Below are 21,146 nucleotides of genomic sequence, written 5' to 3' on the forward strand. Positions count from 1 at the left end.
AACTTTGCCGAGGACCGGGTGAAACAAACGTGACGGTCATTTTCCGGTGCCAGACTTGGCTCTGGTCGCCGGCAACGGGTCGACGGCAGGGCAAACACATAGGAGAGTTTCATGAGGCGTCGATTCTTTGCGATATTCGCCCTGATGGGTGCGTTCGGTCTCTTCCTGTCTTCGGTGGCCTCGGCGGACCCGGTCACACGCTCCGTGTCGGGCACCCTTGTCAACTCGTGTAGCGATACTGGCGATCCGGTCGGGATATGGATGGTCGTATGGGATGGCTCGACGCAGATATCCTCGGCCACTGTCGGGGTGGGTGGCGGATACACGATCACGAACGTTCCTCCGGGCAATTACACGGTCAGTCCATACTCGCCGGCTGGATGCGGATCCGTACCCGACAGGACGGCGGTAGATCTGACGACGTCCGACGCGACCGGGATCGACTTCGAGTTGGTGAAGGTGTTCAGCATCGTCGGAACTGTCACTGGGTGTCCGGGTGCTGACGGGGTCGGCGCGTCTGACGTGACGTTGAATCTCCTCGATGCCGGCACGCAAATCGCGACGACAACGACGGATGATTCCGGTGACTACTTCTTTCAGTACAAGCCGGCCAAGGACGGCTATTCCGTAGAAGTGGTTCCCGGCAGCGGATGCGGTGCCGATCCAGCAGTAATTCCGGTGAATCTGAGCACGAATGACGTCACCGGTGTCGACTTCGCGCTCACTGCCGACGGCTGCGATACGGGCAGTTCGTTCGGAAGTGTGGATCTGTCGACGATTTTCGGAAGTCTCGGCAGTTCGGAATTCTGCAGCAGCTGAACACTTGTCCATGAAGGGAGGGCGATCGCCGAGGCGATCGCCCTCCCTTTTCTCGTTTGTTACCAAGGGATTTGCCCTGACATTGCGGAAGGCTGTTTCTAGCGGCAGATGAAGATATCTGTGCCGCATATCGTTACGACGTTCGTATTTGCTGAGATCGGCACAAGCTTGGGGACCAAAGTCATCGAAGTGCGGGTGTAACGGTCTGTTGTGCCACGACGGTATTGAGCAGAGAACGGCAAGCCCGCCAGAGTGATAGCGTCCGAGAGGCTATGTCCGAAATGATTCCGAACTCGACCTAGGAAAACGGTGCGCAGCGATAACAACGGTTCGAATAACGGAGTCCTGGGGAACAACTCCGGAACGACTCAGGGCGACGGCCATTTCGACGCGTCCGACGACGGCTATGCAACGTCGATTCGAACCGTCACCTTCACACCACAATTCGACGAGCCTGCAGCAAAACCGTTGCCCAGTCAGCGGATGCGCCAGCAACGTCGTGAAGAGCCGACCGATTTCCGGACCTCGACGCCCAGGCCTATGACCTCCGTCGACGACCTGGACATCATCAAGCGGGCGAAGCGTCCACCCGAACGCGGTTTGGGCAGTGTGTTGTTCAAACTCACCGGGGGCCGGATCAACACTGGGCAGTCGGCTGCCGAACTCGAACACCAGGCTCTCGTGCGCCGCGCCAACCGAACGGTGCGCGGCGTGTACAAGATTGCTTTCATCTCACTCAAGGGTGGAGTGGGGAAAACCACGGCGGCCAAAACTGTCGGTTCGACGTTCGCATCGATCCGTGGGGATCGAATCGTAGCCATCGACGCCAATCCCGACCTGGGGACTCTGGCTGATCGCGAACGACGTGAACATCACCTGACCGTTCGTGATCTGTTGGCCGACGGTGACATTCGTACGTACAGCGATGTTCGTTACTACACCTCGCAAGGCGACAGCCGACTCGAAATCCTTGCGAGTGAGGCAGATCCGGAAACTTCGGAGTCGTTCAACGAGCAGGACTACCTCGATACTCTCCGAATTCTCGAGGTGCACTACAACATCGTCATCACCGACTGTGGCACCGGAATCATGCACTCGGCCATGTACGGAATTCTCGACGAAGCAGATGCTTTGGTTGTCGTCAGCCCGACAGCTCAGGATGGTGCCCGTAGTGCTGCAGCAACGCTCAGTTGGCTGACCAAGCACGGATACGCAGATCTGGTGAGCAGGTCGGTCGTGGCGATCAATTCGACGCGGCCGGGTTCGTCTTCGCTCGACCTCGATCAACTCGAGGACGTTTTCGCTCAGCGTGGAGTGCGAGCGGTCAAGACGTTGCCCTACGACGATCACCTGGGCGAAGGCGGTCCGATCGACTTGAAGTTGTTGAACAAGCGCACGGCACGGGCATATCTGGAACTCGTCGCAGCAATTGCCGATGGTTTCCCGGACTCGGTGGGCAAGCACGCTTCTCGATAGAACGTGCTCGCCACCGAATCTGATCAGCAGGCTCTGGCGTTCAAGGGTGCCGAAGTATCGCGCCGTATCCGTCGGCGAGAACGAGGCGTTCGTCGATCTGTACCAACTCGGTGCCGGTCCCGATTGCGATGTAGGGGAGTACGCGATCGGCGGGCCCGATCAACTCTCCACTGGTGACTTCCTTGTCGTCAGGATCGGTGAGCAGCAGCGTCTCGACCTTGCCCTGTTCGAGGGCGTCGAGGACGCGTGCGGTCCCGTCGATGGAGAGGCCGGAGTCCCGGCCCTGCTCCGCGACGTAGCGTTCGGTTTCCACATCCATTCTGCGCAGTCGCTGCGTGTCGATCAGTTCACGAATCGACTTGGACACCTCGGCGGGTGTCGAACCGACTGAACGCGAACCCTTTTCGACGTCCACCACCCGTAGCGTCGACGGCAAAAGCTGTGCAAAAGCTTTGCGGGATTGTACTTCTCCGATGACAACTACCAGCGCGACCTTGTGTTCACGGGCGAGCGCCGCCGCGCGCTCCACAGCCTGAGTCAGGTTCTTCCGGATATTCTCCTCCACGAGGCTTTGGCTGTCGGTGTATCGCTCCTGACCGCCCACGTGTGCCTTGTGGACCGGGAAGCCGTCTCCGTCTACCGTTTCGCCGTACACGTCACGCCCGCGAGCATCGCGCACGCACAGGTCCGCGCCAGTGTGGTCGACCTTGGCGATGAGGAACGGTTCGGTGTCGTATCCGTGTGCGATCAGTGGAATCAGGTAGGGCAGTTCGCCCAAGGTCGCGATAGTGGAGCCGGCAGGTTCGAGCAGAATATCGTCGATCAGCACTGCCTCGGAAGTGGCGACGATCGCGCGTCCGGCGCGACCTGAGATGCCGTGATGGTTGTCCTTCACCTCGTCCAGTCGTGCGATCAGCGATTCCGATGCTCCCTGTTTCGTGAGTTGATTGCGCATCGAGCGCCATTCGAGTTCGAAGCGCTCGCGCGCATCTTCCCGGTTACGGACGTCTTCGAAGTACACGGAGGCAAACGGGCCGTCACTCGAACCGACCTTCTTCAGTCGCCCAGCATGCATGTCGGCTCCCTTCTGTAGTGGTCCTATGCCGCGTACCCGACAACCGGTGATTCGACACGACCGCTTTCAGTTCGCACGTTTGTTCGACTGCTGGTACTGTCTGTGAACGTGAGGGTGGTGCAGAGGGAAGCCTGCATCACCTTCACGCCAAGAGCCCGGGACCTGCCGCCGACTGCCTTCGGCGGCAGGTCCCGATTCTGCTTACTCGGCGTCGTCAGTGCCCTTCGACCTGTCGGAACTCTTGCGCCAGTGGGTGAATCGTTCCTTGATGTCCGACGCTACATCGCCGACGCCATTCCCCACGGCGCCCACCGCACCGCCCAATCCGCTACCGATGTCGCGCACCATGCGGATCAAAGGGTCCTCCGACTCGTCGAAGTTCTGCTTGTAGGTCTTGGCTGCATTCTTGAACTCGTCGCTGATCTTCGCTCCGTCGTCATCGCCGCGACGGGGGTAGTTTCCGCGCAGAATCGCGGCGTAGTCTCCGCTGTCCACCCACTTCTTGAGCTCGGCGGCGCGAAGCACCGAGAACGGGTGAGAGAGCAGTTCGATGTTGAGGAGCTTGAGTACACCGTCGCGGAGGTCGCCGCTGGCGTCGTACTCGGCGGCCTGGGCAAGAAACGCGTCGATGTCGATTTCACTGACTCGGGATCCGCCCGCCAATTTCATCTGGACGCGAATCGCGGTGTGTACGTCCTGCCCGCACAACAGTCCGGCACGATCACCGGACAGTTCTGACTTGCGCTGCCATTCCATGAGGGCGGCGATGATCGCGCGCAATGCCCACCCGCCGACGGGCAGCCATCCGATGGTTCCGGCCAGTCGCATCAAATGCATCAGGATGGTCCGATACACAGCATGACCGGACAGCGCGTGGCCAAGTTCGTGGCCGATGATGAACCGCTGTTCCTCGTAGTTCATCACGTCCAATAGGCCGGTAGTGACCACCATGAACGGCTTGTCCATGCCGATGGTGAAGGCGTTGACCATCGGGGTCTGGAGTACGAACAGCTCGGGTGTCTCGTCGGCCTGCAGGATGTCGACGCAGTCACGGCGCAGGTCGTTCAGGTCGCTGAACTGGCGTTCGTCGACTCGCACCGACGTGGCGAGGTACATGAGGCGGTGCTGACGTTCTTGGAGCAGTCCGGACAGCGTCCGCAGGACAGTGTCGAACCCCCGAAGCGTCCGGAGCGTCACCAATGCAGCCCGATCGGCTGGGTGTTCCCACGCACGCGAGCTGATGTCCGGGAACTCGATTCGGGTGCGATCTGGTGCAGTGGTCATGGTGGCCCCTCACTTCGATGTGTGTCGACTCACCTCCAGGGTAACGACTAGTCGGTTTAGCGTGGATTTCCGGCAGCTCACTCGGTGGGCTGGGGGAGCGTGCAATCGGTGACTTTGGGGTTGACGCCGAAGTAGTTCAGCGGACCCGCGATGACCGTGAGCGCGATGGTCCCGACGCCGGCGCAGTTGGTCGGCGAACTGCTGTAGTAGCCGCGTTGGCCGGCCGCGACGGCCCCGACTATCAGCCAGATCAGAACGATCAGAGTCACAATTCTCATCATGGCGGGCTCGATTCTTCAAATATTATGGTGCCCAGCGAAATACCCGGTCAGAGTGGGTATGAAACGCTCTGCCGACGGGTATCCGCGGTGTATGCGGCTCGAGGCGGGCGTATCCGCCCGAGTGAACGCACTGAAGGAGCTTGTGATGATCATCCTCGGCGTGATCCTGCTGATAATCGGTTTCGTGGTGAACATTCCGATCCTGTGGACGATTGGTGTCGTCTTGCTGGTGATCGGAATCATCCTGTACGCGCTGGGCGCGGCCGGGCACGCCATCGGTGGTCGGCGGCATTACTACTGATCCGTTGTCGGCTCGTCGTGCGTATCCGTGCCAGTCGGCGCGGTCGGTACGGTGCGCTGAACGGCACGCGCAATCAGTTCCCGAAGGCAGACCTGGCGCAGCGTTCGCTGTTGCCAGTCGCTGCCGTTGCCTGTGACTGACTTGAGCTGCAGCGCCGACTCCACGCTCGAGTACTCGCCTCCCTCGTCGAGGGAGTCACGGACATGGATCAGGAGCCGGTGCAACAGTTCCGTGGCTGAAATTCTTTGTGAGGTAATCGGATCGATCGACGCTCCCAGGACGCCTTCCTTCGCGGACACCCAGGTTGCGAGGCGGAGGCTCTCGAGGGAAATGTTCGGAGCCTCGATGCCCCGGTCTATCGCGCGTAACGCAGTTGCCACCAGAGCCCGTCCAAGGGTTGCAAGTAGCGCTGCATCCTCTGCTGTCGGCTGAACGTCGCAGACTCGGATCTCGACGGTCGGTAGGTGGCAGGAAGGTCGGATATCCCAGTAGGCCATCCGCTTGTCGAGCATCACGCCGCAATCCACCATCTTCGCAACCGCGGTGTCGAAGTCCCCGGTGGTCTCGAAGTACGGCGGCGGCCCGGCGACTGGCCACCTGGACCATTGGATCGCCCGCCAACTCGCGAAGTCGGTGTCGACTCCTTGGTGGACACGGGAATTGGCGCTCAGTGCCAACAAGGCGGGCAACCAGATGCGCACGTGATTGCAGACCTGCACGGCCTGTACTTGATCAGCGACGCCCACATGTATGTGGCAACCGCAGATGCTTTGTTCGGCAGCGAGGGCGCCGAAGCGTTCGCCCATCCGGCGGTAACGAGGCGAGTCGCTGATCTCGAAACGCGAAGGCCCCGAAAGCGGTGCGCCGACGGCCAACAGCCTGCAGCCGTTCAACTCGGCAGCTTTTGCCGCGAGCCGACGCATGTCGGTCAAGTGGGTTCGGAGTTCGTCGATGCCATGGCACACGGGAGAGTTGGTCTCGACTTGGCAGCGGGACAACTCGAGCTGAAGATCCAATCCCAGTGTCGACGCGGTTTCCGCAACCGCAGCATTGTCGGTGGACGGCAACCAGGAGGTCGGGTCGACGAGGATGAATTCTTCTTCGACGCCGACGGTCGGGGTCGTCGATTCGTGGCGGCCAGCGGTGGATTCGGTCGAGCAGGTGGCGCCCATGCTCGCGTCTACCCGGTCGGTCGAAGGCGGAAACCGACCCGAGGAAGCCCCGTTCTCGTCGGGAGAACGGGGCCTGTGGTCGGCCTTGCCAACATCTCGGAAGCGTCAACGAGTCCTTGCACACCGTATGAATCTGGGGACTGGCGTGCCTGGGAAAACGTACTGTGTCGGACTCGGTAAAACGAGACCCCAAGGCATGTCTCACCCTCTATTTCACCCTCGTGTGGACTTGTCCGCACACCCTTCGCCGAGTCGCGGATCATGACCTGGCGGCCTGCGGTGGTGCAGTCTCGGCTTTATCCGTGGGGCCGCCGTTATCGAGCAGATTCCGAGAATGCGAACCCATCTAAACTAACGTCCAGCATTCGGATGTGGCGTTCTGGCGGAGTGTGTGGGTTCGGTGAGTCAACAGATATTTGATCAGTTAATCGCGTGCACAGCATCCGGAGAAGTTGTGGAACTTTCGAACTGGTATTGCGTTTCACCAGCGCAAATCTTCAGTGGTCATGGGTAAAAGTCAGAAGATGGGAGAAAGTGCCTGGGATTGTGTTGCTACCGGTTCGTTATCGCAGACGAATGTCCACTATGTGCGTGGATGACGACTCTTGAAGGCGGGCAAAACTGCGTGTCAGCTGTGTCGGAGCTTCCTCTGTCTTTGTGTTCTTGGATTGAGAGTTTCACCAGGAATATCTTTCGTGATCGACGCGCCGGGAAATTTTTCTCAAGATTTACCCACTTGCGAATTGGGGAAATAAGCGGGTTGCGGAAGACCGAAATATTGCGGGTGGGAGCTGTTATTTCCGGTGATTTGCCCATATCTTGCTGAGTGACGTATTCGCAACCGAAGTGTCGCGCGGTCGAGAAATAATGCTTTTCATGCTTTACATTGGAAATTGCAAGATGCACGTTTCATCCTCAGTGTTAAACGAAAGGACGAACGCAATGGGTAGCTTGGAAGATTTCGACATCGCGGCACTTCTTCAGAAGGTCATCGCATTCTTCGACGGATTCTCGTCGGACGAGACCGAGACCCCCACGGGCTAAGACTTAGCGAAGCCGCTGTGCATCCGGATGACACTGGATGTGCAGCGGCTTCTCTGTATCCGGCGCCTTCATCGGCGAAGGCAATGAATCGGCGTGCGTGGTTTCGGCCCGCCACTGGGCACTAACTGGTTGCATCCGTCTGGATCAAGAGCATCGCGTCGTCGACCGGATCGAAGTACAGAGCCGGGACGGCAACCAGTGCAGCGTCGTCACCATGAGTTTGCATGGTGACAACCCAGGCACGATCGTCGTGTTCCACGTAATAGGCACCCGCGAGGACCCCGATGGAACTGCCGCCCTTGAATCCGCCGTAAGTGAACCATTTCGCGGACTCGTCGCTGAGCGCCGGATCCTCGGCGAGAATGTCTCGAACCGGTGCGCCGCTCTCGGTCTTCGCCTTCTCTTGCAACGTGACCAACGCGGCACGCAGGTCGGCGGGCGAGGCGAACCAATCGATGTCGAAAGGCCATGCGGGGGTGGTGAATGCAGACGCCGGGATGTCCACCAGGCCGTCAGGTAGTGCCGCGAGTATCGCTCGACGCTCGTCCGGAGTTCCGTCGCGCCAAGCGATACGTTGTGCGCCTTGGTCACCCCAGCCGAGTTGGAACAGTGCGCGGGTCGGCTTGAGCGGGATGTTGAGCGAAGGATTTGCCATGCCCATCGGGGCGAATTCGGCTTCTACCTGCTCGCGCCCGACAGCAGCGATCAGCATGTCGGTGGCGGTGTTGTCGCTGATCGAGATCATCTTGCCGGCGGTATCTCGGACCGTGACTCCAGTTCCCGATGGCAGGTCCTGCATGGTCCCGCCGGGCATCGATTTGAGGTCGTCGGTGATGGTGAGCTTCTGATCCCAGGAGAGTGTCCCGTTCTGGACGGCCGTCGCGACCGCGCCGAGAACGTACAGCTTGATCGTTGACCCTGTGGGCTGTGGTGAGGTGTCGCCGACATTGAAGACTTCGGCGTTCTTTCCTTCGGTGACCTCGGTGACGGTCAGATTGGTCGGCGCGGGAAGCGCTTTGACAGCTGCCTCGAGTTCTTGCCAAGATGCGGCCGGCACATGAACGTCCTTGGTCGGTGTGATCGCCATTCCGAGGATCAGCCCGTTGCCGTCGACGACGACGTTGACGTCGAACGCACCGCCGGTGGTGCTGGTGATGGAAACTGTGCCGTCGGAGTCGCCTCCCTTGTAATTCACTGTTGTCCAAGGCTGTCCGGCTCGGATGGAGTCGAAGTCCGGAGGTGTCAGGATTACGGGTGCAGTGGGCCCGAAGTGTTCGGCGATTTCTTCCTGGGTCAACGGCGTGCTCGTGTTGAACGCACTGAGAAGCCAGGTGATCTGCTTGCCGACGGAGCTGTCAGGGATCGTGACCGTAGCGGGTGCCGCGGTGGGGGAGGTCTTTGTGTTGTTTTCAGAGGTTTGTGCGGAATCAGTCCCGGAAGTACATGCGGCGAGGGCGAATACCGCTGCGGAGGCAAGTGCTACCAGCGCGAGCGGGCGGCCTTTCCTGCGTGTGTGTTCGAGATTCATGGACTTATTTCATCAGCATCTTCTTCGGCGCGCGTCCGTCTAAGGTGTAGACATACTCAGCCTGAGGTACTGAATCGCTTCATCCTGGAGTACCGTCAACCACTTGTAGTGGTGACACGCGCCTTGCCGCTGGACAAATGGGAGAAAGGCTGCACTCGAAGAACTTTCGTGATGACTGCGAGAGCTAGTTCTTGGTCGCGGCCAAAAAGGACGGTTGCGTTGACAGCGCTGCGATTTCTTCGGGGAGTTCGGGGATCCGACGATCGTACAGTTCTGCCAACTCGACCGAGCTGAAGCGTCGGACAGTCCAATTGTGTTCAGCCAACCACTGGCCCGGATCGGATCGCTTGTCGCTGTAGAACAGTTGCGAAATGTCCAGGTCTCCGAACGGGTCCTTGGCGAAGTACTTGGATCTGATGGCCGCAAGCTTGCTCGGGTCGGTTCCGGCCGGAAAGTCGTTCACCGCCAAGCGACTACCGGTGGCCGAGAGTTCGTCGATCCGCTCGAACAGGGCGTCGTGGGCCGGGCCGGGGAGATAGGCGAGCAGGCCTTCCGCCGACCAGGCTGTGGGTTCGTTCGGGTCGAAACCAGCCTCCTCGAGTGCGGCCGGCCAGTCGTTTCGCAGATCAGTAGGCACAGTGCGTCTATCGGTCTTCGGCTGGGCGTCGTGCGCAGCGAGCACTTCGGCTTTGAACTCCAGCACCTTTGGCTGATCCACTTCGAATACCGTCGATCCTGAGCTCCAATCCAGCCGGTACGCACGCGAATCCAACCCTGCTGCAACGATTACCGCCTGCCTTACTCCGGATTCGGTTGACGACGAGAAGAATTCGTCGAAGAACCTGGTTCGCAACCCCATGAAACCGCCGAAGGGGGTGTCCTCGAGGAGCGTGGGATCTTTCAGAAGAGCTGTGAAATGCGGCTCGGCTGCAGCTTCTACGAACCACAATGCGAACTTGTCTTCGATGATCGCGTCCGGACGGGTGCTCTCCAGTGCTCGGAACGTTGCCACTGCCAGCGCGGTAAGTCCGACGCTACTGACGATGTCCCACGTATCTCCATCGCTCCGCATTGTCTGGGTGTCCTTCCGCTCTTGACGACTGAGCCGAACTCTCTCGACCCTACGCCCGTGTGACCCCTCGTCGCCTGGAACGGAACGGTCGGACTTGGAGCAGCAAATACACGCTGACCGGATCGAAAAGTTCTGCAGTGCAAGGCGTTCGGTTTGAATCAGCATCCTGCCAGGAATTTGCCAGGTCAGTGCCAGTGAGCGGCAAGGATGCAGGACTTCACTGGGGTGTGCCTCAGGGCTGAGAGAGAGCCTCGAGAATCCTTCGGGCAGGGGATTGATCGTGGCATGACCATCCGCCGGAACCACTTCGTGGGACCGTTCGGTTCCAGTTGATCTCTCGGACCGCACAACGAATGTCCCGTCGAGAAAGAGAGATGTGAGCCCATGTTGCAGGAAGGCTCGCTGGATGTATTGGCCGCCGCGGCGCGGAGCGGTAGCCGTGAGTCCATGGCCAGTTTGTATGCGGCGTTTCGTCCGATGGTTGTGCTGCGGTGCCGCGCCGAGCTTGATCAGGCCGTTTCCGATTCCGCCGCGGATGCCGCGTGCGTCGCCGTTCTCACGGCAGTGTGCGACGGATCGGAGACGTATCAGCCTTTTCTACGCGTGCTGTACGCGAGTACAAGCATCGCGATTGCTCGGGCGGCATCCGACGGGTTCAGCGGTGGATCGCTCCCGCCTCCGACAACGCTCCCGATTGTCGAACGCGATGTCCTGGTGTTGCGGCTGATCGTCGGGCTCGATACAAAGGCGACCGCAACGTCGCTTGCCCGTACGACAGACGAGGTGTCGCTCGACCTGCATCGGGCGCTGCGGCGACTGCGAAAGTTGTCTTCTCCGAATGCAATCAGAAAAGTATTGACAATCACCCGTGAGGTCGGCGAAGGTTGGCACTCTGGCGTCTGTCGAGGGCGATCTGGGGGATCGCCCATCTCGGACTGATGGCTCTCGTGACATGGTGCCTCGTTCTTGCTCAGCCTTCGAATCGAGTATCCCTGGATACCAATGTATTTCGAAGAATACCAAGCTTTTCGACTTCGACCTCGACCTGATCGCCTGGTTGTAGTAGCCATTGGGGTGAGCGTGCGTAGCCGACTCCCGACGGTGTGCCCGTAGCGAGGAGATCGCCGGGGTGCAGTGTGAAGGTCTGAGAGATGTGAGAGAGGGTGTCGCCGACTGTATAGACCATTTCGTCGGTGCGGGCGTCCTGAACGATTTCGCCGTTGACGCGGGTTTGTATTCGCAGGCCGTCGCGCAGGTCGCCGACTTCGCACGCAGGAACCATCGGTCCTAGTGGGCCGGATCGGTCACCGTTCTTTCCGAGTATCCACTGCGAGGTGAGTTTCTGTGCTCGCCTGCAGGTGAGATCGTTGAACGTCGAGTATCCGACGACAGCTGCAAGGGCCTGGTCGGGAGTGGCGTCGGCAAGCTTTTGCCCAACCCAGGCGACCACCTCTCCTTCCCAGTCGAGACCCTGCTCGTTGGCTGGAACGGGGACATCGGTGTCGCCGACAGTGAGGGAGTTGGGCCACCGGGCGAACAGAGTCGGATAGGCGGGTAGAGGATCTGCGCGGTAGCTCCCCTCTGCGACGTGGGCAAGATAGTTCAGTCCGATGCAGACCACCCTCGCGCCCGGCAGGACCGGTGGAACGAACTCGATGTCGGCTACCGGCAGGTGTGGCCCGGTCGGAGTCGTCGCGAGCTTGCCGGCGGGATCCGACCAGAACTCTTCGAGAGTGCACACGACACTCACGTGGGAGCCGTCCTCGGACAGTTGAGCCACCTGAACTCCACGATCGGGTTGCTGAATCCCAACGATTTTCATCAGTTGCCTTTCAGGTTCGAATTAAACCTATAAACCTTCAGAGGTTTATGGTTTCATAGGACTATGCCTCACGACACCCCAGATGGACAAGGCGGACGCATGCCCCGGATTTCTGTTGCGCCGAGTGACCCGATTTCTGTGCTGTCCAAAGCGGTGGGGAGGGGGACCCGAGCCGAGCAGTTGGCGGCGGCGATCGACAGCCGGATTCGGGAGCAGAACCTGGAGCCCGGTGTGCCAATCGGCACGCTGGAATCGCTTCGCGGCGAGACCGGATTTGCATATTCGACTGTCAGCGAAGCGGTTCGACTGCTTCGTGATCGGGGAGTGCTGGAGATCCGCCAGGGGCGAGGTGGCGGCTTATTTGTCGCAGAGAAAAGCCCGGCGGTTCGCTTGCGCCATACGTTGCTGAGTGTCACCGAGGGGGCCTCGGTCGTCGCGGATGCCATCGAGTTGCGTGATCACCTCGAAATCTTGATCGACACTGCTGCGGCTCGGCATCGAAGCCGGGCCGACATCGCCGACTTGGGGGCACACCTGAAGCGGATGGAATCCGCCCCCGACTGGGACACCTTCCTCCGAGCGAACTGGGCCTTGCACGAGCGAATCGCGACGATCGTTCCCAATGACCTTGCGCGATCGGTCTATATCGGCACTCTGGGCCCGCTGCACGGCACGGCCACCGAGTTCGACAACGAGCGTGACGCAGCGGGCTACCGCACCGAGAGGTTTCACATCCACGTCGAACTTGTCGACGCAATCTCCGCCGGCGATGTGGCTGCAGTACGTGCGGCCGTCGTACGGCACAACACTCCAGTCTGAAAGGACGATTCATGTCCGGTGAGTTCCGCTCACATCTGTTTCCTCACGACCATCGCCGACTATCGAGTGTTCGAGGTTTGGATCCCTACGCCTATCGCGATGTGTCAAGGCGGCCTGGGACCTTTACCGGTGATCTCGTTGAGGGATGGAAGCCGCTATATCTCAACGAATTTCGAGGAGTCACCGAAAACGGCACGATCACGGACGGGCTTTACCCTTTGACAGCCGTCACGCACGGTGAAGAGGCTCCGGTGGATGAAATGGTGGATGCTGCGAGAGATCTACTTGCGGAGTTGAGTGACGTCGATCGCTCCAGGATCAGTTATCCGATCGATGCTGTCGAGTGGCAGACGTGGGCGAACCCCGAGTTCATGCAGTTCGACACCGGAGTACGACTCGAGTTCCAATCGCAACGTGTTCGACAGTTGGCTTTGCGATTGGTCGAGGCCTCGCTGAGCCCCGAAGGTTTTCGAATCGTCCGAAACATGATGTTGATCAATGGTTTTCTCGGCGAGGTTGTCGGATTGGAGACGATACTCAACGAATTCAGTTACAACGTCGCTCTGTACGGTGAACCGAGTGTCCTCTCGCCGTGGGGATGGCAATTGTACGGTCACCACTGCGCGGTCAACTGTCTGATCATCGGCGGGCGGATGGTTGTGAGTCCGGTCTTTCTCGGCGCGGAACCCAACGAGATAGACGATGGTCCCCACGCCGGCATCGAATCATTCACTGGTCGAATCGAACTCGGTATAGAACTGATGGCCGCACTCACTGACGACCAGCGGCGTGAGGCCACTGTATACGGGCTGATGAACGATCCGGCCATGCCTCCCGGGCGAGTGCACCCCGGGGATGAGCGGCACCTCGCCGGAGCGTTTCAGGACAACCGAGTGATTCCCTTCGAAGGCATTCCCGTCGATCAGATGGACACGCGTGCCAGCCAACTAGTGCTCGCGATCGCCGAACAGTTCGTGGCATTGTTGCCCGCGGGACCTCGGACTGCTCGTCTGCGCGAGATCGAAGAGCACCTGGACCGGACATGGTTCTGCTGGATCGGCGGGCACCGCCCTGGAGACGTCTTCTACTACCGCATCCAATCCCCGGTCTTGATAGCTGAACTGGATCACCACTGCGGTGTCTTCCTCGACTACGACACTCCTCAGCCCTTCCATATTCACACGGTGATGCGCACTCCGCATGGCAACGATTACGGACGTTCCTACGTTCGACAGTGGCAAGAGCAGACGGAATCGTGACCTGCAGTCAACTCCAGGGAGTCGTCTCGGCCAGACACTGGATTTCGAACCTACTTCACACGTACGTCGACTTTGCGGACCGCAAAGACGTCGACGGTGCTGTGGGGCTCCTGGCTTCTGCCCGGGTTAGCTTCCCCGGGACGGGTTTCGATCATCCGGACGATGCGGAGAAGTTCTTCGCAGAATTGTGGAAATCACCTGTCGCACATCGCCATGACGTCAGCAACCTCGTGGTGCTCGCCGGGTCTGGCCCCCGAGTGTGGAAAGCTCACGCGCACTACACTCGGTGGGTGTTCGAACCCGATCCCTCGGTGCACACCCTCGGTGAATACACGATGGTTGTCGACGAACGAGACTGGAGCATCATCGAACTTGCGGTAACCAGGACCTGGACGAGGAGTTAGTCGTGGCGAACATAGGCAGGGCCACGGTGATTCTGGATTCGATCGCCGAGAGTCGCTGGCCGATGACGCTGACAGACCTCGCAACCCGCACCGGACTTCCACGTTCGACGGTGCACCGAGTTATTCAAGCTCTCGAACGTGAGTTGTACGTGGTCCGAGTTCCGGACAGATCCGGATACATCTTGGGCCCCGGCTTACTCAAGTTCGGGATGAATGCTCACCTACGGCTACTCTCGGCCAATCGATCTCAGCTGGCGACGTTGGCTCGTACCGTCAACGAGAACGTGGAGTTGGCGATCTTCAGTGGTCGCGAGGTTGTCGTCGTCGATCAGATTGCCTCACCGGAAAGGCTCAGAGGCGTCACCAAGGTCGGCAAGAGCTTTTCGCTGCATGCGAGTTGTATCGGGAAGGCCATGCTTGCTCAGTTGCCGGAGGAGCAGGCAGTTGCGTTGTTGTCACCGGTTCTACCGCGATTTACGGATAAGACGATCACCGAACGGGCGGCGCTGCTGGCGGAACTGGCGGAGGTGCGTCGCTCCCACGTCTCCGTCGACATCGAGGAGCACGACGTAGGGATCTGCGCCGTGGCTACTGCAATGATCGGACCGACTGGCGCGCTTCAAGCGATCGCCATCGTCATTCCGTCCGGGCGGTTCAAAGCGAAGAAGGAACTCGCGGTCGAAGGTCTCAAAGTGGTGAACAGTCAGGTGGATCTGGGTTTGTCGCGAGCGCAATTCTGAATGCGACTGCCTGAGAGCTTCTTCTGTGTGCTCCCGTGACTTCTGCAGATCGCGCGAATCAGTTCCCGGCTCCTACTGGGAGGTCGGGAACTGATTCGTGATCAGTGGTATCCCTACCGTCTGATGCGCCTATCTGCAAAACAGAGTGCACAGACCGCGACCAAGCACACTGCCGCGGCACCCGCGAACGTACTGAACAATCCGACGGCTCCACCCGACGCAATGGAGGTACCGCCGATTACCGGGCCTAAGAACGCCCCGACGAATGATGTCCCGTTCGACCAACCAAGGGCAGTTGCTCGTGCAGGCAACGGGTAGACATCGGCTGTGGTCGTGTGCACCAGATTCATCGTGGAATGGCCGCCGATGCCCATCAGTGCCACACAAATCATGGTCCCCGTCAACGATGTCGGCAGATAGACCATTCCGAGAAGTCCGACGAGCGTGCACGCGCTGGTGGCTACCGCTACAACTGAGGCCCCGCGGCGGTCGGCCGCCCACGCACTGGCAAAGGAACCGATTACTGCGGCACCGGTCAGAGTAAAGGTGACCACAAGAGCAGTGTTCAGCGTGTACCCCAAGTCAATAATCGACTGCGCTGCCCACACGTTGAGTCCCTGCCACGCAACCATGTTGGAGATTGCGCATACCGCGACAACCAGTGCGATTGTGGACCCGCGGCCGGTGAACAGTGCGGCAATCTTTTGCCGACCAGACCATAAACGCCCCGCCACCTCCTGGGGAGTGTCGGTCGGGATGTCGATTATCACGACGGCGGCGAGGATCACCAGAGCCGTACATGCACCGATGAAGAACATCGGGCGCCATCCGAGCGCAGGAAGCACTGGAATCGCGAGCAGTGACGCGACGACGCCGCCGAGTGGGATACCTGCCATTGTGATCGTGACGACCAACGACGCCCGTGACGATGCCGCACTGTTGCGAGCGACTGTCATCGCGGTGGTGAGCGCGCCGCCCACGCCGAATCCAGTGACAAATCGACCCACTGCGAGCATGACGATGCTGATCGACGCTCCGGTGATCACGGCTCCGAAAGCGAACAGTGCGATGGCAACAATGAGAACCCACTTTCGACCGGAGCGCTCGGCAGCGAGAGGGGCCAGTACAGATCCGGCGATGGCTCCGATATAGACGAGCCCGCCGACCAGCCCTGCTTGTTGATCGGTTATGCGCAGGTACGAGTCTTCCAACAGCAACGGAATAACAGATCCGTAGACGATCAGGTTGAATCCCTCGATCACGGTGATAACCATGCACAACCCGATGACTGCGGGGTGGGATCGAGTCTCCCCACGTTCATCGGTTCGCGCGGGTGCATTGAGATGCATGTGTTGTCTCTCCAGACAGTGAGCCCGATTCGGGCGGTCGATGTGATGCGTGCCATCGTCCGATGTCGACTTCTCGGGCGTAACCGTTTAGTCCCGGAAACCGGGACAAATGGGGTGACGCGCAGCACATCTGGCTCATACCTTCAGCTCGTTGGAAAAACTCGATCCGAGGAGCTGAATCAATGGACCTGTCAGAAGTCACCGCTCTACTAGATCCGAAGCCTCTGCAATTGGAGATGGGATACGAGCGACTGCCATCTGGAGGGCTGCACGTCGCAGTCCGTACGGATATGCACGGTTGCACCGGCGAGATGCTCGAATGGTGGGTCCGCTGGCGTTGCGACACACAGAAATACATCTGGTGGCATCCCATCGACCACACGTACAGCAGTTGGCAGGGTAATCTCTCGGACGACACTCATATCGGCAGCGAGCACGTCGTCACCGAATACTTCTCGGGGCAGCCGGCCGATGATCTGGTCATCCAATTTCGGGATCCGTCCGAGTTCTTCGACGAAGACGCCTATTCCAGAGCAAGAGAATCCGGCGCTGTGTCCGGAGTGGTTGTCGGACGATTGGGGGTCACCCACAATCCACCTCGTCTCCCGGACGGGCGCGTGCTCGGCGGCAGGCTGCTGCACATCGCTCGCGATACCGAGTGGGGGATGGCCCTGCGAAGTCACTTCTTCATCGGACACGATCTCGAGACACTCGGGCAAACCGCGGAACAGATTGCGGCACAAGCAACTGTGGAGTTCGGTCAAGGACTCCTGCAGCACGCGTACGACGAGTTCACATTTTTGTCTCGTTTCCTGCCGTCGCTCTACGTAGCCGAAAACCGGGACGTATCTCCGCCGCGAGCACCGTGGTGACGGCAGTTGTCTCGGTGCCCGCCAGGGTCGTGCACCCGTTTCCGGCGGCACCGAGAATTTCGGCTCGTCCCGATTTTCGGGACCTGATCCGTGACAAAAGGAATTAACGAACCGATCCTTGTTCTCAACATCAAAGCTATTTCACCAGAACGGAATTCGCTGTGCAGAGTGTCAACGCCGAAGCAACGAGGATAGCTGCTGACGTGATGATCGTCGGTTTCGGGCCGGTGGGGAAGCTTCTCGCCGTCAAACTCGCTCGGAAGGGCCACGATGTCGTCGTCGTGGATCGAAATGAAGTCGGATACCCTCTGCCGCGAGCAGTAACCCATTGCGCCGATTTCGCGCGAATCCTGCAGTCGGTCGGGCTGGCGCCGGACACCATTCCCGAGATAACCGAACCTTATGACGACATGTATGTGTGGCGAAACGGTGACGGGCGGACACTGGTGGAGGTCGACTGGAGTGGTAAAGGTGAATCCGGTTGGTACAACACCTATTTCTTCAGTCAGCCCGCATTGGAAGAGGCCTTGGACGCCATTGTCGCCGGGTTGTCCAATATTCGGGTGATGAGGGGGTGGGAAGCGGTGGCATTGACGCAGAATTCGGCACTGGCAACAGTAGTCGTCCAATCCGTGGACAGCGGTAGGTGTGTCGCCGTCGATGCGCAGTGGATTGTCGGTGCAGACGGGGCGAACAGTCGCGTTCGTCAATGGGCCGAAATCGACTGGCACGACGAGGGGTACTTCTACGATTGGTTGGTTGTGGACGTCAAACCTTCGGGCGGAACCAGTTTTCCGAACGTTGCCGCGCAGAATTGCGACTACCGACGCCCTTCCACGATGGTTCCCGGTGGTCCGGGCCGCCGTCGCTGGGAGTTCATGCGACTGCCGGAAGAGAGTCGAGAATCCCTTCAGCGCGAAGACACGGCATGGGAACTGCTCGAGCCGTATGGGCTGACCCCTGACAATGCAATCCTTGAACGGCATTCCGTGTACACGTTTCAGGCTTGCTGGGCGACGCGATGGCGACAAGGACGCGTGTTGCTCGCCGGCGATTCCGCGCATCTTATGCCGCCGTTCGCCGGACAAGGCCTGGGTGCTGGTGTCCGTGACGTGATGAATTTGTCGTGGAAGCTCGATGCGGTGTTGCGTTCGGCAGCGGACGACCACCTGCTCGATACATATGGAACAGAACGACTAAGGCACGCACAAGCTTTTGTGCAGTTCTCGACCGAACTAGGTCAAGTCATCTGCATGTCCGACCCGCAGCAAGCTGCTGAACGTGATGCCCGCATGGTGGCGAACTGGACTGCGGGAATGAAGCCTCCTGCTCCGCCACGACCAGGGCTCGGCCCAGGGATACATGTCGGGACTGCCGGTGGCAGTCTGGCTTTACAAGGTCAGGTTCGAGTCGGAGATGGCGAAGTTGCCAAGTTCGACGATGCGTTCGATGGGCCAGGGGCTTTGATTTCACGCACATCGGCCGCGCTGCGAGAAGTTCCGGAGGCGACGCGAACAGCTTTGGCGACGTTGGGGATCGACCTCGTAGCGCTCGGAGGTGCCGAATCGGCGGGCGTGACCGTTGTCGACGACGTCGACCTCACCTACACGCGCTGGCTCGACGATCAGGACGCAGATGTCGTTCTGGTCAGACCGGATTTTCACGTCTACGGCGTTGCTGGAACGCACCAGGCAACCGAGCTGGCAGCAGGTTTTCTACACAGGTTGCGTGTGCCGGAACCTGCTCGGACGCTTGCCTGACAGCGCGACCGCCACATCGACTATCGACAGGAAGTTACATGTTCAACTCAGTGACCGACGACATCGATTCGGTCGAATCATCTTCGGAACAATCCGGATCCGATGTTCGAAGAGGGCCCTTGGCAGGCATAGTCGTTGCAGACCTCACGCGCGCACTCGCGGGACCTCACGCTTCAATGATGTTCGGCGACCTGGGGGCGACGGTCATCAAGATCGAGACACCCGGTACCGGCGACGATACGCGCGGCTGGGGGCCACCTTTCATGGAACCTGCAGGTGCACAGCGAGAATCGACATACTTCTTGTCCACGAATCGAAACAAGAAGTCAGTCGTACTCGATCTGAAATCTGAAGAGGGTCTTGCACTACTGGAATCCCTTGTCTCACGCGCCGACGTTCTGATGGAGAATTTTCGGACCGGCGTCCTCGATCGTTTGGGGCTTACCGCCGAACGACTTTCGGAGCTGAATCCGCGACTCGTCGTGCTGTCCATCAGTGGATTCGGTCACGACGGACCGGAAGGCGGACGTGCGGGGTACGACCAAATCGCACAAGGGGAGGCGGGTCTGATGTCGCTGACAGGTTCGGGTCCCAACGACTTCCAAAAGGTCGGAACTCCGATAGCCGACCTACTGGCAGGGATGTACGGCGCATTCGGTGTACTCGCGGCACTGCAGGAGCGAGCGCGAACCGGCGTTGGGCAGACGGTACGAACCTCTTTGCTGGCCGGCATAGTAGGTATCCACGCCTTCCAAGGAACTCGATTTACCGTCGCTGGTGAAACTGGTAAGGCACAAGGGAATCACCATCCGTCGATCTGCCCCTACGGGCTCTTTCCGACAGCTGACGGCGTAGTTCAGATTGCGGTTGGTAGTGAAGGACTTTGGAAGCGGTTCTGCTCGGGCTTCGGGTTGGCCCCAGATGCCCCCGGGATGGAAGACAACTCCGAACGAGTTCGAAACAGTAAGGCGGTCCGCCAGCTTATCGAAAGCATTTTTTCGAAGTATGGCACGGACGAGCTGCTGCTCGAGCTGGACCGTACGGGTATTCCGGCGGGACGTGTTCGTGGAATCGACGAGGTGTACCGCTGGGAACAGACTCGTTCGCAGGGGTTGATGGTCGAAGTCGAACACGAAAGCCTAGGTCGGATAACGCTTCCTGGACCCCCACTCCGGTTCTTCTCTGTGGACGGCATGGAGGTCACGAAGAACTGTCACTCGGCTCCACCGCTTCTCGGTGCAGACAACGCTGTTATCACCGGTTGGCTCAGCGAAGCACGCCGATGAGACAGACATCGATGGTTTCTGCTATGAGGCCGAGCCGGCGCGACTCCGGCATGGTCGATGTGACGTTCGACGGCCCAATCGCGACGGTGACGATCGGCACAGGCCGTCGTCGAAACGCTTTGAACGGTGATGCTTGGAAAGATCTCGCGCATCAGATCATTGGCGTCTCGACCCACGCATCGCTCGGTGTTGTCGTCCTTCGCGGCGTCGGCGATACCTTCTGCGCCGGGTCCGATGTCACCGAGTGGGTTGGTGCCTGTGCCGAGGACGTGGAGGAGTCGTTCGCGCAAATGGAGGCAGCCTTCCGCGCTATCGAAATTTGTCCCGTTCCTGTCATCGCACAGATTTCCGGCGTAGCAGCTGGAGCAGGGTGTCAGTTGGCACTCGCGTGCGATATTCGAGTCGTGGCGACTTCCGCCAGAATCGGAATGCCTATTGCGCGTCTCGGGATTCGACCCAGTCCGGCATTCGCGGCGCGCCTTGTCCGTGTTGTGGGACCGGCTGTGGCCGCTGAACTGCACTACACCGGACGGCTGGTGAAGGGACCGGACGCGGTAACAACAGGTTTGGCGAATCGGTGTGTGTACGGCGAGCTCCTCGCGTCGACTGTTCGGGATTTGGTAGAGGAGATTGTTCGCCAGCCGACATCAGCCGTGCGTGCGGCGAAGGAGGCATTGATTGCTGTTACCGGCCCTCCTCCTCACCACACCCTCGGTCCGGCCGTGAATTTGCGCGACCTCCAACTTGGCATCGCGCAAATTCTGCATACGTGAGTCTGCAAGG

Annotated in this window: 20 protein-coding genes; 12 read left to right on the forward strand and 8 right to left on the reverse strand. The window is 59.6% G+C overall.

The annotated features are described in order from the left end of the window. The first annotated feature begins 111 nt into the window (after positions 1 to 111). Positions 112 to 819 (forward strand): hypothetical protein, encoded by a 708-nt coding sequence (locus RhoBH5_RS13800; RefSeq protein WP_064112938.1) that lies wholly within the window; start codon positions 112 to 114, stop codon positions 817 to 819. Between the two features lie 309 nt (positions 820 to 1,128). Continuing rightward, positions 1,129 to 2,295: a MinD/ParA family ATP-binding protein gene (locus RhoBH5_RS13805; RefSeq protein WP_003945525.1), complete on the forward strand. Its 1,167-nt coding sequence runs from the start codon at positions 1,129 to 1,131 to the stop codon at positions 2,293 to 2,295. A gap of 40 nt (positions 2,296 to 2,335) precedes the next feature. On the opposite strand, the gene RhoBH5_RS13810 is transcribed toward RhoBH5_RS13805, so the two are convergent. From RhoBH5_RS13810 to RhoBH5_RS13820, 3 genes are all read right to left on the reverse strand, one after another. Then, on the reverse strand, positions 2,336 to 3,370 hold the full coding sequence (locus RhoBH5_RS13810) for a baeRF2 domain-containing protein (RefSeq protein ID WP_007734628.1): 1,035 nt from the start codon (positions 3,368 to 3,370) through the stop codon (positions 2,336 to 2,338). Between the two features lie 201 nt (positions 3,371 to 3,571). After that, a complete protein-coding gene (locus RhoBH5_RS13815; RefSeq protein WP_042452503.1) occupies positions 3,572 to 4,654 on the reverse strand; it encodes a M48 family metallopeptidase in 1,083 nt (360 codons plus the stop codon). Between the two features lie 77 nt (positions 4,655 to 4,731). After that, entirely contained in the window at positions 4,732 to 4,935 is a 204-nt protein-coding gene (locus tag RhoBH5_RS13820) for a hypothetical protein (RefSeq protein WP_003945456.1), read from the reverse strand. Positions 4,936 to 5,080: 145 nt separating this feature from the next. Here RhoBH5_RS13820 and RhoBH5_RS13825 point away from each other — a divergent pair, with 145 nt between their 5' ends. Then, positions 5,081 to 5,236 carry a DUF6131 family protein gene (locus RhoBH5_RS13825; RefSeq protein ID WP_003945912.1) on the forward strand — a complete coding sequence of 52 codons (156 nt, stop codon included), beginning with the start codon at positions 5,081 to 5,083 and terminating at the stop codon, positions 5,234 to 5,236. Here RhoBH5_RS13825 and RhoBH5_RS13830 read toward each other — a convergent pair. From RhoBH5_RS13830 to RhoBH5_RS13840, 3 genes are all read right to left on the reverse strand, one after another. After that, positions 5,230 to 6,408, reverse strand: coding sequence for a carboxylate-amine ligase (locus RhoBH5_RS13830; protein ID WP_064074098.1), 1,179 nt, complete (start codon positions 6,406 to 6,408; stop codon positions 5,230 to 5,232). The genes RhoBH5_RS13825 and RhoBH5_RS13830 overlap by 7 nt on opposite strands. Before the next feature lie 1,165 nt (positions 6,409 to 7,573). Beyond that, positions 7,574 to 8,980 (reverse strand): serine hydrolase, encoded by a 1,407-nt coding sequence (locus tag RhoBH5_RS13835; protein ID WP_270008423.1) that lies wholly within the window; start codon positions 8,978 to 8,980, stop codon positions 7,574 to 7,576. A gap of 184 nt (positions 8,981 to 9,164) precedes the next feature. Continuing rightward, positions 9,165 to 10,052 carry a class I SAM-dependent methyltransferase gene (locus RhoBH5_RS13840; RefSeq protein ID WP_270008424.1) on the reverse strand — a complete coding sequence of 296 codons (888 nt, stop codon included), beginning with the start codon at positions 10,050 to 10,052 and terminating at the stop codon, positions 9,165 to 9,167. A 384-nt stretch (positions 10,053 to 10,436) separates the two neighbouring features. On the opposite strand from RhoBH5_RS13840, the gene RhoBH5_RS13845 reads away from it, so the two are divergent. Next, complete coding sequence (locus tag RhoBH5_RS13845) at positions 10,437 to 10,991, forward strand: RNA polymerase subunit sigma (protein ID WP_270008425.1); 555 nt, start codon at positions 10,437 to 10,439, stop codon at positions 10,989 to 10,991. A 31-nt stretch (positions 10,992 to 11,022) separates the two neighbouring features. Here the strand turns inward: RhoBH5_RS13845 and RhoBH5_RS13850 are convergent, their stop codons facing one another. Then, on the reverse strand, positions 11,023 to 11,874 hold the full coding sequence (locus tag RhoBH5_RS13850) for a fumarylacetoacetate hydrolase family protein (protein ID WP_058228150.1): 852 nt from the start codon (positions 11,872 to 11,874) through the stop codon (positions 11,023 to 11,025). 99 nt (positions 11,875 to 11,973) lie between these two features. Between RhoBH5_RS13850 and RhoBH5_RS13855 the strand changes: the two genes are divergently transcribed. From RhoBH5_RS13855 to RhoBH5_RS13870, 4 genes are all read left to right on the forward strand, one after another. Then, the gene (locus RhoBH5_RS13855) at positions 11,974 to 12,693 is read left to right on the forward strand and encodes a FadR/GntR family transcriptional regulator (RefSeq protein ID WP_231782999.1); all 720 of its coding nucleotides are present in this window, start codon (positions 11,974 to 11,976) and stop codon (positions 12,691 to 12,693) included. Positions 12,694 to 12,944: 251 nt separating this feature from the next. Then, the gene (locus RhoBH5_RS13860) at positions 12,945 to 13,952 is read left to right on the forward strand and encodes a DUF3500 domain-containing protein (RefSeq protein WP_270008426.1); all 1,008 of its coding nucleotides are present in this window, start codon (positions 12,945 to 12,947) and stop codon (positions 13,950 to 13,952) included. Then, entirely contained in the window at positions 13,949 to 14,356 is a 408-nt protein-coding gene (locus tag RhoBH5_RS13865; RefSeq protein ID WP_042452483.1) for a nuclear transport factor 2 family protein, read from the forward strand. The genes RhoBH5_RS13860 and RhoBH5_RS13865 overlap by 4 nt, the downstream gene beginning before the upstream one ends. A gap of 2 nt (positions 14,357 to 14,358) precedes the next feature. Next, positions 14,359 to 15,096, forward strand: coding sequence for an IclR family transcriptional regulator (locus RhoBH5_RS13870; RefSeq protein ID WP_042452480.1), 738 nt, complete (start codon positions 14,359 to 14,361; stop codon positions 15,094 to 15,096). 113 nt (positions 15,097 to 15,209) lie between these two features. On the opposite strand, the gene RhoBH5_RS13875 is transcribed toward RhoBH5_RS13870, so the two are convergent. Next, positions 15,210 to 16,445: an MFS transporter gene (locus RhoBH5_RS13875; protein ID WP_082654944.1), complete on the reverse strand. Its 1,236-nt coding sequence runs from the start codon at positions 16,443 to 16,445 to the stop codon at positions 15,210 to 15,212. Positions 16,446 to 16,627: 182 nt separating this feature from the next. Between RhoBH5_RS13875 and RhoBH5_RS13880 the strand changes: the two genes are divergently transcribed. The 4 genes from RhoBH5_RS13880 to RhoBH5_RS13895 all read left to right on the forward strand — a co-directional run bounded on the left by RhoBH5_RS13880 (position 16,628) and on the right by RhoBH5_RS13895 (position 21,136). Continuing rightward, positions 16,628 to 17,317, forward strand: a complete 690-nt coding sequence (locus tag RhoBH5_RS13880; protein WP_054187957.1) for a DAPG hydrolase family protein — start codon at positions 16,628 to 16,630, stop codon at positions 17,315 to 17,317. A 161-nt stretch (positions 17,318 to 17,478) separates the two neighbouring features. Then, positions 17,479 to 19,077 (forward strand): bifunctional 3-(3-hydroxy-phenyl)propionate/3-hydroxycinnamic acid hydroxylase MhpA, encoded by a 1,599-nt coding sequence (gene mhpA / locus RhoBH5_RS13885; protein WP_042920183.1) that lies wholly within the window; start codon positions 17,479 to 17,481, stop codon positions 19,075 to 19,077. A 38-nt stretch (positions 19,078 to 19,115) separates the two neighbouring features. After that, complete coding sequence (locus RhoBH5_RS13890; RefSeq protein ID WP_007734649.1) at positions 19,116 to 20,363, forward strand: CaiB/BaiF CoA transferase family protein; 1,248 nt, start codon at positions 19,116 to 19,118, stop codon at positions 20,361 to 20,363. 23 nt (positions 20,364 to 20,386) lie between these two features. Continuing rightward, a complete protein-coding gene (locus RhoBH5_RS13895) occupies positions 20,387 to 21,136 on the forward strand; it encodes an enoyl-CoA hydratase/isomerase family protein (protein WP_099696961.1) in 750 nt (249 codons plus the stop codon). Positions 21,137 to 21,146 lie beyond the last annotated feature (10 nt).

This window comes from Rhodococcus sp. BH5 (assembly GCF_027583855.1).
In the GTDB taxonomy this organism is placed as follows: domain Bacteria; phylum Actinomycetota; class Actinomycetes; order Mycobacteriales; family Mycobacteriaceae; genus Rhodococcus_F; species Rhodococcus_F qingshengii.

What these genes read in the sequence shown, in the direction of transcription:
- RhoBH5_RS13845 (WP_270008425.1), top strand. Translation starts at nt 10,437, where the DNA reads ATGTTGCAGGAAGGCTCGCTGGATGTATTGGCCGCCGCGGCGCGGAGC.
- RhoBH5_RS13850 (WP_058228150.1), bottom strand. Translation starts at nt 11,874, where the DNA reads ATGAAAATCGTTGGGATTCAGCAACCCGATCGTGGAGTTCAGGTGGCT.
- RhoBH5_RS13890 (WP_007734649.1), top strand. Translation starts at nt 19,116, where the DNA reads ATGTTCAACTCAGTGACCGACGACATCGATTCGGTCGAATCATCTTCG.
- RhoBH5_RS13810 (WP_007734628.1), bottom strand. Translation starts at nt 3,370, where the DNA reads ATGCATGCTGGGCGACTGAAGAAGGTCGGTTCGAGTGACGGCCCGTTT.
- RhoBH5_RS13800 (WP_064112938.1), top strand. Translation starts at nt 112, where the DNA reads ATGAGGCGTCGATTCTTTGCGATATTCGCCCTGATGGGTGCGTTCGGT.
- RhoBH5_RS13835 (WP_270008423.1), bottom strand. Translation starts at nt 8,980, where the DNA reads ATGAATCTCGAACACACACGCAGGAAAGGCCGCCCGCTCGCGCTGGTA.
- RhoBH5_RS13820 (WP_003945456.1), bottom strand. Translation starts at nt 4,935, where the DNA reads ATGATGAGAATTGTGACTCTGATCGTTCTGATCTGGCTGATAGTCGGG.
- RhoBH5_RS13875 (WP_082654944.1), bottom strand. Translation starts at nt 16,445, where the DNA reads ATGCATCTCAATGCACCCGCGCGAACCGATGAACGTGGGGAGACTCGA.
- RhoBH5_RS13880 (WP_054187957.1), top strand. Translation starts at nt 16,628, where the DNA reads ATGGACCTGTCAGAAGTCACCGCTCTACTAGATCCGAAGCCTCTGCAA.
- RhoBH5_RS13840 (WP_270008424.1), bottom strand. Translation starts at nt 10,052, where the DNA reads ATGCGGAGCGATGGAGATACGTGGGACATCGTCAGTAGCGTCGGACTT.
- RhoBH5_RS13855 (WP_231782999.1), top strand. Translation starts at nt 11,974, where the DNA reads ATGCCCCGGATTTCTGTTGCGCCGAGTGACCCGATTTCTGTGCTGTCC.
- RhoBH5_RS13825 (WP_003945912.1), top strand. Translation starts at nt 5,081, where the DNA reads ATGATCATCCTCGGCGTGATCCTGCTGATAATCGGTTTCGTGGTGAAC.
- RhoBH5_RS13815 (WP_042452503.1), bottom strand. Translation starts at nt 4,654, where the DNA reads ATGACCACTGCACCAGATCGCACCCGAATCGAGTTCCCGGACATCAGC.
- RhoBH5_RS13895 (WP_099696961.1), top strand. Translation starts at nt 20,387, where the DNA reads ATGAGGCCGAGCCGGCGCGACTCCGGCATGGTCGATGTGACGTTCGAC.
- RhoBH5_RS13830 (WP_064074098.1), bottom strand. Translation starts at nt 6,408, where the DNA reads ATGGGCGCCACCTGCTCGACCGAATCCACCGCTGGCCGCCACGAATCG.